Source organism: Aliikangiella coralliicola (assembly GCF_007004725.1).
Lineage (GTDB): Bacteria > Pseudomonadota > Gammaproteobacteria > Enterobacterales > Kangiellaceae > Aliikangiella > Aliikangiella coralliicola.
In genome coordinates this window covers 442,582-455,146 of the sequence record NZ_ML660163.1, presented here as the reverse complement: position 1 = coordinate 455,146, position 12,565 = coordinate 442,582, and the positions used below count along the sequence as shown (strand labels likewise).

Genomic DNA, 12,565 nt, shown 5'->3' with positions numbered 1-12,565 from the left:
ACCAGTGAAAGTTTTGATGATAGAAAACAGTGACAATGGAAAATTCTGATGAAAACCGTTAAACAGTTTCTCAATAGCTTTTTGTTGGTTGAGTTGCTCAAGGGGTTACGAGTGACCTGGGCAAATATGTTTCGGCGAAAAGTAACCGTACAGTTTCCTGAAGAGAGAACACCTCAGTCTCCCAGGTTTAGAGGATTGCATGCGCTTCGTTCTTATCCCAATGGTGAGGAACGATGTATTGCTTGTAAATTATGCGAGGCTGTTTGCCCCGCCTCTGCGATTACGATTGAAGCGGGCCCAAGAGAAAAAGATGGTTCGCGTCGAACCACAAAATATGAAATTGATTTATTTAAATGTATTTTTTGTGGTTTTTGCGAGGAGTCCTGTCCAGTAGATTCCATTGTGGAAACCAGAATTTTTGATTACCACTTTGAAAATCGTGGCGAACATATCATGACAAAAGAAATGTTGCTGGAAGTTGGCAGACTTAACGAGGAACAGATTGCAGCTGATCGTGAGGCCGACGCTAAATATCGATGATAGAAAGACGATTAGATAAGAAAAATGAATCACTACAGATTTTGAGTTATTCGATTTCCTTACTCTCCTAATGAGAGGGGGGAGAAACAACACAATTAGAGACTAGTTAATGAGTTTTCAAGTTATTGTTTTTTACAGTTTTGCTGCCTGGCTTATCTTTGCTGCATTGATGGTCATTAGTAGCAAACATTCGGTAAAAGCAGCACTATTTTTAGTACTGGCTTTTGCTTCGGCCTCTGGAATCTGGATGTTGCTGGAAGCTGAATTTTTAGCGGTTAGTTTGATTGTTGTCTATGTCGGCGCGGTGATGGTGCTGTTGCTATTTGTGGTGATGATGTTAGATGTTGACTATGCAGCACTCAGACAAGGATTTGTGAAAAAGTTGCCGCTCGCTTTGATAATTGCACTTGGTTTTTTTGCAATTTTATACAGCTTTATTACCCATGGCGATTTTTCTGGAGAAGCTTACGCGTCTCCCGCACCAAAACCAGAAGATTATTCCAATATTAAAGAATTGGGCCGAGTGCTTTACACCGATTATGTTCTCGCCTTTGAAATTGCTGCGGTAATTTTACTGGTGGCTATTATCGCCGCTATCGCGCTAACTTTCCGCGGGCGTCGCAGTCGTAAGGCGCAGGTTATTAGTAAACAGCTCGCGGCGAATAAGAAAAACCGTCTGAAGGTATTGAAAATGGATGCCGTCAAAACCGCTCCAAAGTCTGAGAGTAATGAGGAAGCTGAGGAATGATAGGTTTATCCGATTATTTATTATTAAGCGCCATTTTGTTCGCCATTAGTGTCGCGGGTATTATCATCAACCGTAAAAACGTAATTACGTTGTTAATGTGTATCGAATTGATGTTACTAGCAGTGAATACTAACTTTATCGCTTTTTCTCATTTTCTTGAGGATACCGCGGGGCAGGTTTTTGTATTTTTTATTCTCACAGTAGCTGCCGCTGAAGCCGCGATAGGATTGGCAATTATTGTCGTATTATTTCGCAATAGAGCCACTATTGATGTTGAACAACTTAATCAACTAAAAGGATAGCCAAGGTTTAATACTATGCAAGATATACTGCTCGCTATCGTTCTTCTACCACTTGCTGCAGCAATTATTGTGGGATTAGGTGGTCAATTTATCGGTCGAAACTGGGCACATCGCCTGACCATTGCTGCAGTTGGTGTGTCTTGTGCCTTGTCTATTAATACAGCGCTCGGTTATGTCATCGGTGATAGTGAACCCTTGAACTTAACATTGTACACCTGGGCGCAAATAGGCAGCCTTAATTTACAAGTCGGATTTTTAATTGATTCACTGACCGCAACCATGATGGCGGTGGTGACTTTTGTATCACTGATGGTTCATGTGTATACCATCGGGTATATGAAAGAAGATCCGGGATATCAACGCTTTTTCTCTTATATTTCGTTATTTACATTCGCGATGCTGGTTTTAGTGATGGCGAATAATTTCCTTCAATTATTTTTTGGTTGGGAAGCTGTAGGTCTGGTTTCGTATTTGTTAATCGGGTTTTGGTACAAAAAGCCGACGGCAATATTTGCTAACTTGAAAGCCTTTTTAGTTAATAGAGTCGGTGACTTTGGCTTCTTGCTCGGGATTGCCGGTGTCTACATGATATTTGGCACCTTAGATTATGCCCCGGTATTTGAACAGATAAAGCAAGGTTTTACCGATGTCCAAATACCAATTACTGACGAAACTTTCTGGTCCGGTATTACTTTCGTGTGCATCGGTTTATTTATCGGCGCGATGGGAAAATCTGCGCAAGTACCTTTGCATGTTTGGTTACCAGACTCCATGGAAGGCCCAACGCCTATTTCTGCATTAATTCATGCGGCAACAATGGTGACTGCAGGCGTTTTTATGGTGGCGCGAATGTCACCGATATTCGAACTCTCTGAAGTCGCGTTAAATGTTATTTTAGTGATTGGCGCAACCACTGCATTATTTATGGGATTTCTTGGAGTGGTGCAAAACGATATCAAAAGAGTGGTGGCCTATTCGACGTTATCTCAGCTAGGTTACATGGTCGTTGCTTTAGGGGCTTCTGCATATTCTGTTGCCATATTTCACTTGGCAACCCATGCATTTTTCAAAGCACTGTTATTCCTCGGAGCAGGTTCGGTAATTATCGCGATGCATCACGAGCAGGATATTCGAAAGATGGGGAATTTAAGAAAATATATGCCGATCACTTATACCACCTGTTTGATTGGTTCATTAGCGTTAATAGGTACACCCTTTTTCTCAGGTTTTTATTCCAAGGAAGCCATTATTTTAGCGGCACAAAACTCGCAACTTGCAGCAGCGGATTACGCTTATTATGCAGTGTTGATTGGCGTGTTTTTTACCGCCTTGTATTCCTTCAGAATGTTCTTCCTGGTGTTCCACACCAAAGAACGGATGGATGAACATTGCAAATCGCATCTAAAAGAATCACCCGCGGTTGTGTGGATTCCTTTGGTGCTGTTAGCTATTCCGTCACTGATGATTAGTTGGTGGATTGCTGCGCCCATTATGTCGGGCGAGTTTTTTGGAACGGCGATTAGCGTAGCGGAAAATCATGACGTGATTGCACCAATGGTTGAAGAATACCAGAAGCCCTTTGCTTTAGGATTACACGCCTTTTTCACATTGCCATTCTGGTTTGCAGTGTTCGGTGTTTTAACAGCGTATATTTTTACCGTTGTTAAACCTGCCTGGAGAGAAATGCTCAGTCAAAAACTTGGCGTTGTAAACAAGGTTCTCACCAACCATTATTATTTTGACAAGGTGTATATAGATTATATTTCTGCCGGTGGTGTCGGACTGGGAACACGTTTCTGGAAATGGATTGATGCTGGTTTGATCGATGGCTGGTTGGTTAATGGTAGTGCAAAAACTGTCGCGGCAATATCGGGTCAGGTGAGAAAAATTCAAAGCGGCTATTTATATCACTATGTGTTAGTCATGGTTGTTGGTTTACTCGCATTTTTGGCGTGGATTTATTGGCGAGCGTTAGCGGGATAAACAAGCTTTAGTAAGTAGTAAATAATGTAGTAAATAATAAGTCATAAGCCATAAATGATAAGTTTGTAGGTTGAGTTAGTTTCGTGCTTTTACGGTACAACTCAACATAGGAGTTCAGAGTTGGGATGAAGTGTTGAGTTAAGCTTCTGCTTGTCTAACGCAAAATAATATTTCCCATGGCGAACGGAAGTTAATAAAAGGTTTAAGGGTTTAATTAAAAGAATGATTGAAAAACTACCCATATTAAGCTTATTGATCTGGCTACCAGTTTCCGGTGGATTGCTCGTATTATTTGGACCGGGACAGAAACATAAAAATGTCACCCAGTGGCTCTCTTTGATTACCGCGTTAGCCACTTTTGTTTTAAGTGTATGGGCGCTTTCAGTATTTGATAGCAGCCGCTACTTTATTCAATTCACCGAAGACAGAAGCTGGATAGAAAGTTTAGACATTCGTTATTCTCTCGGTGTTGATGGATTTTCATTTCCATTAATTGTGCTCACTTCATTGATGACACTGATAGTCGTTATTGCAAGTTGGAACAACATTAAGTTTAGGATGTCGCACTACCTCGCCGGTTTTTTAATTATGGGCGGGTTGATGAATGGTGTTTTCGCAGCGACAGATTCAATTTTGTTTTATGTCTTTTGGGAAGCCATGCTAGTTCCTATGTTCCTGATAATCGGAATTTGGGGAGGACCAAACAGAATCTATGCCACGCTAAAGTTTTTCCTGTATACCTTTTTAGGATCCGTTTTTTTACTTATTGCTTTGATTTATCTTGGCAAACAAGCAGCAAGTTTTGATATTTTTTCGATGCACCAACTGGTCATCGATCTTGATACGCAAAAATTATTGTTTTTTGCATTTCTAATCGCTTTCGCTGTCAAGGTTCCTATGTGGCCGGTACATACCTGGTTACCAGATGCTCACGTTCAAGCGCCCACTGGTGGCTCTGTCATATTAGCGGCAATCATGCTGAAAATGGGCACCTATGGTTTTGTCCGCTTCATGCTGCCGATAGTGCCAGACGCTTCCATGGCAATGGCTAATTTTATGATAGTGCTTTCGTTGATTGCTATCGGTTATATCGGTTTGGTCGCGCTCGCACAAAAAGACATGAAAAAGTTGGTTGCTTATTCTTCCATTGCCCATATGGGGTTTGTTTCTTTAGGTTTATTTATCAGTTTTTCGCTGGTAGAAGGAAAGCACCTGGATGCTGCAATCATGGGAATTCAGGGGGCAATGGTACAAATGATTTCTCATGGTTTTATTTCTGGCGCGTTATTTTTGTGTATCGGCGTCTTATATGATCGCGTTCATAGCCGTGAAATTGCGGATTACGGTGGAGTTGTAAACACTATGCCGAGGTTTGCCATGTTTTTTATGTTATTCGCTATGGCGAATGCAGGGTTGCCTGGAACTTCGGGGTTTGTTGGAGAGTTTCTGGTTATTATCGCCAGCCTGAAGGTTAATTTCTGGATCGCTGCAGTCGCGGGGCTAACATTAATTTTAGCGGCTGCATACACACTGTGGATGTATAAGCGTGTGATATTCGGTGAAATTGCTAATGACAAAGTCGCCTCGCTTCAGGATCTGTTGGTACGCGAGCACATAGTGATGATCGTGCTAGCTATTATGGTGCTGGTGTTTGGCTTGTACCCGGCACCGCTGCTGGAGATTATGCAACCCAGTGTTGAACATTTAATTGATTGTAATTTGGTATCAAAGTTATCGCCTGAAGGAATGTGTTCCTAATGAATGACTCTATGAATTTTTCGCTAATCACTTCAGAGATATTTTTATTGATTGCACTCTGCGTGATCATGATAGTTGATCTTTTTCAAAGAGATAAAGAGAGGAAACTGACATTTACATTGACTCAATTGAGTTTGTTTGTTTTGTTTGTGTTGGGTTTTAATGATTTAAATGCACCCAAAGAAATTGCATTTAACGGGCATTGGATTGCCGATCAGTTAGCAGTTGTTCTTAAACTTGCCATTTACACCATTACTTTTATTGCCTTGTTTTATGCTCGTGCATTTATCAATCATCGTAGTTTGATGCGTGGTGAATATTATTTACTCACTTTGTTTGCTGTTCTCGGTATGATGATTATGGTGTCGGGAAATAGCTTTCTAACAATTTACCTTGGATTGGAACTATTATCACTGTCGCTGTATGCCCTGATTGCGTTACAACGGGATTCTAAGTTAGCTTCTGAGTCTGCGGTAAAATACTTTGTGATGGGAGGGTTAGCGTCCGGTTTTCTGCTGTATGGAATCTCCCTGGTTTATGGCGCAACCGGTAGCATCATTATCAGTAGTGTGAGTGATTATTATGCGACTAACCAGGTTAATTTAATTAGCCAGTTTGGTTTAGTCTTTATCGTTATCGGGCTGGCGTTCAAGTTTGGTGCGGTTCCGTTTCATATGTGGTTACCTGATATTTATCACGGCTCACCAAGTTCTATCACCGCATTTATCGCTAGCGTTCCCAAAATCGCTGCCTTCGGTATGCTCATAAGGTTATTGGTTGAAGCATTTGGACAATTTATTAGCGACTGGTCTGAAATGATTCTAATCGTAGCGTTGCTATCAGTCGCTTTTGGTAATGTGATTGCGTTGGCCCAAAGAAATTTAAAACGTCTGTTGGCCTACTCTGCAATTGCGCATGTCGGTTATTTTTTACTGGGTGTGGTTCCCGGTACTGATGCTAGTTATTCAGCTGCGATGTATTACATCATTGTTTATGCGCTTATGACTCTGGCAGGTTTTGGTATTGTTATTTTTATGAGTACCGACAAAAACGAATACCAGCAGATTACCGATTTACAAGGTCTTGGAAAATATCATCCATGGTATGGTTTGATGTTTTCTGTTGTTATGGTTTCTATGGCAGGAATACCACCTTTTATTGGGTTTTGGCCCAAGTTGGAAATTTTTCGTCATTTAATTATTAACGGCTTTGTATTAGAAGCAATTATTGCCATTGCCTTTTCGGTAGTTGGGTTGTTTTACTATTTGCAGGTTATTAAAGAAATGTTTTTTGCGGAAACGAATGAAAGCCCTGCGATTACCTCAAGCCGTTCACTAAAAATAGCCATCAGTATTAACTGTTTGTTATTGATTATGCTCGGAATTATGCCAGACAGTATTTACCAGTATTGCTTAAGCGCATTTGGACTTATTAGCTAAGGAGATTAACTGTGGACTGGTTGCAGCAAATTATGCAGGAATACCTACCGATTATTTCAGAAGATCGGTTAGTGCAGGCATCGCTCATTGTACTGATTAGCGCAGTTGCGTCGGTTATTGCGAAGTCTATTCTTAATCGCCTTCAAATTCATGGTGCCGGCAGAACAAGTAGTCCAATCGATGATCATATGTTTGGCGTGCTAAAAAAACCTGTCAGTATGTCAATTCTATTAATTGGCATACACCTAGCCGCCATTCGTTCTCAATTATTTGAAGAGCAGCTACCGTTTATTGGTTCAGTTTTAGCAACCATTGCTGTTTTCTTCTGGGTAAGGTGCGTTGTTAGCTTTTCTCAATTCGTATTGAAGCATCTTAGTCGAGATGATGCCAAATTTAAAATGGTTCAAAGACATACCTTGCCGTTATTCCAAAATCTGGCAGTTATAATTTTTTATGGTGCCGCGCTTTATTTAATATTAGTTGCCTGGGATATTAATGTTTCTGCGTGGGTGGCCTCTGCAGGTATCCTCGGTTTGGCGCTTAGCTTTGCGGCCAAAGATACACTGGCTAATTTATTTGCTGGTGTTTTTATTATGGCAGACACACCATATAAAATTGGCGACTTTATCGTTTTAGATAGCGGTGAGCGTGGAATGGTCACGCACATCGGGATTCGAAGTACGCGAATTCTCACTCGAGACGATGTAGAAATTATCGTTCCAAACGCGATTATGGGGAACACTAAAGTTATCAATGAAACCGCTGGCCCACACAGTAAATTTCGCATCCGAATTCAAGTTGGCGTAGCCTATGGTAGTGATGTGAAAAAAGTTAGAAAGGCATTGCTATCCGCAATAGAAAGAGCCCCTAAAGTTGAACAGGACCCTGAACCCAGAGTTCGTTTTCGTACTTTCGGTGACTCTAGTCTCAATTTTGAGTTGTTATGCTGGGTTGCTGAACCTGTTTTAAGAGGACAGGTGAGCGATATTTTAAATGAAGCTGTTTACGACATATTCAATGAGCAAGGGATCAATATTCCATTCCCACAAAGGGATGTCAATTTAAGACAACTGCCTTCTGAAAGCGAATAACATTTTTATTTTGAATATCTACTACTGAGTTTTTATTTCAGGCGCTACCAGTTATTCATTACTAGTTACTCATTACCAGTCATTCATTGGGCAAGTTTCTTTACAGCTGACTCGTGATCGATCAGAGTTTGCTTTGCATCTTGATTAAAAACTGCCTTGCGTGGCTTTCCGTTAATGGGTCTGAGAAGTAATAGCCCTGACCATAGCGGTAACCTGATTTTTGCAAAAATTCTAATTGTTGCTCCGTTTCAATACTTTTCGCTGTTGCTACGAAGTTGAGGTTGTTAGCAAGATCGGCAATGGTTTTAATTAGTGCTTCGTCATCCGGGTTTTTACCAATACCTCGAGTTAGATCGCGATGCATTTTGATCGCATGAATAGGCAGCTTATTGAGGTTAGCTAATGGCGTTTTGCCACTAGCAAAATCATCCAGTGTGACCTTGAAACCATTTTTATCGAGTTCAGTCAAAAACTGAAGATCGTGTTCATCTTGTAATCTCAAATGTTTTTCATTAATTTCAATATGAATATCAGTTGCTTCTAGATTAAAGGTTTGTAGCTTTTTTAACAGGTGTTCGGGACAGGCTATTTTCGCACAATACCTGGGAATAAGATTAATCGCGAAGGCGACGCTGAATCCTTCCGCTTTCCATTGTCTGAGAATTCTAAATGACTGATTAATTAACCACTCTGTCAAGGGTTCAATTAACCCCGTTTGCTCTGCAATATTGATAAATTGAGAAGGATAAACTGTTGTTCCCTCATTGGTGCGCCAGCGGAGTAAAATTTCAAAGCCAACAGTTTGGTTGCGAGTTAAATCAACTTTCGGTTGATAAACCAGGAAAAATTGATTATTTTCCAGCGCCTCCAATAAAGCATACTTCATTGCTATACGCTCGCTGGTCTTTTTCTGTAAATCCTGATTGATGTAACTGACAATTTGTGCGCCTTGTTGCCGCGCACTTTTTAAAGCTCGCATTGAGCTTTCGATTAATTTTTCATTGGTTGTCGCATCGACAGGAAAGCAACTAACGCCTGCATTGGCTGTTATCGACGCTGAAGTTGAGAGTTTTTGTTTGGCGATTTCAGTTAAAATATTTTCAATTTTAAACGCGGTATCTTCAAACTTATTAATACCTTCTAAAATAATAACAAACTTATTGGTTTCATATCGAGCAAGGGTATCGTCTTCATTCAGATGTTTTATTATGCAGTTACTTGTGTTAAGTAGTAATTCTCGAATTGAAGTGCGGCCAAGGGTTTGACATAAAAACTCAAAACGATCAATCGCAATTGTAACAAACACCAGTTTGGCTTTGTTGTTATTTGCGTGATCGATGGCGTGGGTCAATCGGTCGTTGGTTAATATTTTATTAGGTAGTCCCGTCAAATTGTCATAGTAAGCATCTCCCAATTGCGAGCTGGTTGAACTGGTCAGGGAGCTAATATCAGTAATGACAATCACATAATTAAAATCTTTTGATTCGCCTTCAATAACATCGACCCGAATACTGATTGGGTAGCTGGTGCCATTCTTTCTTGGCATAGTCGCTTCCCCTTGCCAGGATTTCTTTTGTCGAACCTGTGCTCTAAGATTTTCAGTGACATCTTTTGAGAGTATTCTTTTGGCTACGCGGATAATATTTTTACCGATTAAACTGGAAGACTCAAAACCAGTCTGTACATGGTAAGCATTGTTAACGACAGCTATGTCGAGTTTACTGTTGGCAATGATGATGACATCACGAGTGCTATAAACCGCTTGTTTGTATAAATTTAATTTCGTTTCTGCTTTTTTTTCTTCGCTAATATCTAACCAGGTGCCTGTGGCTCTGATTGGGCGTCCTTCTTCATCTCTCTGGTAAACCCGCCCATATAGTTTGGTCCAAACCCATTCTTCGAAGAAGAAGACTCGATAAACCATTTTGATGGCGTTATCATTTCCGTTAATGAATTTTTCCCATGCTTGCTTGACATTATCTACGTCCTGATGATGAATGTATGACTCATATTTAGACATAGTCATTACAATCTCATCGTCCTCAGTCATGGTTATGGTTATTGTAGAATTTTTTGACTTACTGCTATTCCTTTGCCAGTCCCAAACACCACGGCGCTTATCTAAAAGAGCCAGTTCTAAACGCTTTTCTTTTTCCTGTAATTCTTTGCACAAGTTGACCAGTGTTCGTTTAACATTGCCTCGTCGATAAAGGTACCAAAAAATTAAAATGGCTAATAGCAAGTAGGCGGCAGTTTGAAATTTGACCGACATCCATAGCGGTGCTTCTACAGAAAAGGGAATACTTTCTATTTTAGAAAAATATTGATAGTTCGGAAGTACTGCGCGAACATTTAATTGGTAGTTTCCTGCAGATAAGTCTCCAATCGTTAGTTCGCTGGCGGAAACGAGTTGAGGTTTTGTTTGCTCTACTCCCGTTAGCCAATACTCATATTGCCATTTTTGCGGCGTCAAATAATCTAGTACTGATAAATGAAAAGTAATTAAATTTTCATGTTTGGGTAATATGACATTTCGTTCGGACCAATCGATGTCGCTGGAAAGTATTACTTTATCACGTAATTGAACTGCCGTTATTAGCGGCGAAATGCGTTCATCAGGTAAACTAAGCTTATCAGGTTCAATGATTAGAATTCCATTGGTGCTGCCAAACATTAAATCGCCGGAACTTGTTTTACTGCTAGCTCCCTCGTTAAATTCATTTCCCGGTAAACCATTGTAAAAATCAAACATAAGGTAATTGAAAGTTTGCAGATTTATTTTTGCCAGACCTGAGTGAGTGGTTGCCCACAAATAGTCTTTGTCCGGTAGTAGCGAGTAAACAACATTGTCAACAAAACCATTTCTTGGGCTGAAATGCCTGATAACATTATTCTCAGTCGCCGTTAGATCAGTGACGTAAATTCCTTCTCCACTAAATGCTGTCCAGAGCTGCTTTTTCTCTTTATCAAGATAAAAGTCCGTCAGGAATAGATCGACATTTCGGCTTTTATGTCTTGCCTTGAAAACTTCTTTGCGAATTTTTTGTCGGTAATCGTATGAGATTAAACTACTTTTAAATCCGAACCATAACAGGTTATCCTGATAGCGAACAAAACTTGATATTTCGATATTATCCGGCGTCATTAGCTGGTTTTCATAGTCGAACTTTTTAGTTTTGGGGCTAAACTTCAGCGCGCCTTGTTGTGTTGCTAACCAAATATCACCTAGATCGGTTAGCGCAATCGAGTAAATAAAAAAGTCGGTATCTGGTGAGAGCTTTTTGGGACGATACACCTCCAGCTTTTTTTCTTTCGGTTGGTATTTTATTAATCCGTTAGCGGTTGCCAGCCAGAGAGTATCTCCATCTTTTTGGATAAAAAATATACGGGCTTGCTGTGATGATAAGTTATATTTATCAAGAGCGAGGTGTGACTCTAATGTGCCCTCACTTGACGATAGGTAGTTCAGTCCCATCTCGGTTCCGATCCAAAAGTTTCCGGGAGACTCCTCTACAAAACTCCAAACGCTGTTATCGTTCAGCTTTATTTCGGGGTTTTGAGTTAAGGTATAGATCGATTGGAAGTGTAAGCTTTGGGGATCCCAGACATAAGCGCCTTGACTGTTGGTGCCGAGCCACAGCTTGTGATTTTTATCCAGGAATAGTTTTGTAATGGTGTAGTTAGTGTATTTAGGTAGTATTTCTGAAAGTGAAAACAAATGAGAGATAGTTCCACTATAGGTTTCATATCGATAAAGCCTGTCTTTGAATGAAAGAAAAACACTTTGCCCAAATTTCACCATACTGGTAATTAATTGTTCGGTCATCAATAACTCTGCCGCTTGCTCTGACTCCTTCAAGTTAATTCGAAACAGGTTTTGGCCTGAAACCAGCAACATTTTTTCATTGTCAATTTTAAGTAGTTGGTCGATTGCTGACTGGTTGAGACTTTTTGTCAGCGGATATTGGCGTAATGAGGAATCACGTTTATTAAATTGATATAAGCCATTTGTAGTGCCCAGCCAGATAATGTTTTTATCTTCAAAAGCTGTCTTTATATAAATACCCTTGTTGAGCAGCTCTTTCATCGAAGGAAATGCGTGAATTTCTTTGTCTCTGGTATTTAATTGGTAGATTCCTTCCCAAGATACAATCCAGAATTTTTCCGGTTCTGCTTCAATAATCGCGATTGTATAATTTTTCTGGTCGGGTTCTGATGCAAATGAAGGTAGTTGATAGACTTGGCCGTCACCTTGGTTGTGAGCAAGGCGGATTAAACCTCCATAGGTGCTGGCCCAAATTTTACCCTTTGAGTCCTGTATCAGATGATTGATAGAATTGCCGAACAATATTTGATCAGGACCCTGGATTGCCTCAATCTTATTACCGTCCAGCCGATTGAGACCAGCGGTGGTTGAAATCCACATGAAGCCCTTACGATCCTGGAGAAAGTGGGTAACCGTATTATGACTTAATCCCTGATCGGTGGCGTACTGTCGAAACCCAGTCTGTTTAATTAAGCTGGTTGTGCTTTCTGATTTGAGGCACGGAATAATGATTAGATTTGCCAGGAAGAATAATAAAATTTTATTCAAATCGAATGCCCTGATGTTCTGGTGTCTTATGTCTTATACCAGATGAATTCACCTGGTACAAAAGAACCTTCCTTTTGCCTTGAGGATACCTGATTTAGCGCGATAATGCT

Annotated in this window: 8 protein-coding genes; 7 read left to right on the top strand and 1 reads right to left on the bottom strand. The window is 40.4% G+C overall.

From position 1 onward, the window contains the following. The first annotated feature begins 48 nt into the window (after positions 1-48). From nuoI to FLL46_RS10595, 7 genes are all read left to right on the top strand, one after another. Positions 49-540 carry an NADH-quinone oxidoreductase subunit NuoI gene (gene nuoI / locus FLL46_RS10625; RefSeq protein ID WP_142893490.1) on the top strand — a complete coding sequence of 164 codons (492 nt, stop codon included), beginning with the start codon at positions 49-51 and terminating at the stop codon, positions 538-540. A 109-nt stretch (positions 541-649) separates the two neighbouring features. Next, positions 650-1,288: an NADH-quinone oxidoreductase subunit J gene (locus FLL46_RS10620; RefSeq protein ID WP_142893489.1), complete on the top strand. Its 639-nt coding sequence runs from the start codon at positions 650-652 to the stop codon at positions 1,286-1,288. Beyond that, positions 1,285-1,590: an NADH-quinone oxidoreductase subunit NuoK gene (nuoK, locus tag FLL46_RS10615; protein WP_142893488.1), complete on the top strand. Its 306-nt coding sequence runs from the start codon at positions 1,285-1,287 to the stop codon at positions 1,588-1,590. Before FLL46_RS10620 ends, nuoK begins: the two co-directional genes overlap by 4 nt. 15 nt (positions 1,591-1,605) lie before the next feature. Further along, a complete protein-coding gene (gene nuoL / locus FLL46_RS10610; protein ID WP_142893487.1) occupies positions 1,606-3,573 on the top strand; it encodes an NADH-quinone oxidoreductase subunit L in 1,968 nt (655 codons plus the stop codon). 222 nt (positions 3,574-3,795) lie between these two features. Further along, positions 3,796-5,331 carry an NADH-quinone oxidoreductase subunit M gene (locus FLL46_RS10605; RefSeq protein ID WP_142893486.1) on the top strand — a complete coding sequence of 512 codons (1,536 nt, stop codon included), beginning with the start codon at positions 3,796-3,798 and terminating at the stop codon, positions 5,329-5,331. Next, positions 5,331-6,770 carry an NADH-quinone oxidoreductase subunit NuoN gene (gene nuoN / locus FLL46_RS10600; protein ID WP_246119296.1) on the top strand — a complete coding sequence of 480 codons (1,440 nt, stop codon included), beginning with the start codon at positions 5,331-5,333 and terminating at the stop codon, positions 6,768-6,770. Before FLL46_RS10605 ends, nuoN begins: the two co-directional genes overlap by 1 nt. Positions 6,771-6,781: 11 nt before the next feature. After that, the gene (locus FLL46_RS10595; RefSeq protein ID WP_142893485.1) at positions 6,782-7,861 is read left to right on the top strand and encodes a mechanosensitive ion channel family protein; all 1,080 of its coding nucleotides are present in this window, start codon (positions 6,782-6,784) and stop codon (positions 7,859-7,861) included. A gap of 121 nt (positions 7,862-7,982) precedes the next feature. Here FLL46_RS10595 and FLL46_RS10590 read toward each other — a convergent pair whose 3' ends face one another. Then, positions 7,983-12,455, bottom strand: coding sequence for an EAL domain-containing protein (locus FLL46_RS10590; RefSeq protein WP_142893484.1), 4,473 nt, complete (start codon positions 12,453-12,455; stop codon positions 7,983-7,985). Between the last annotated feature and the right edge of the window lie 110 nt (positions 12,456-12,565).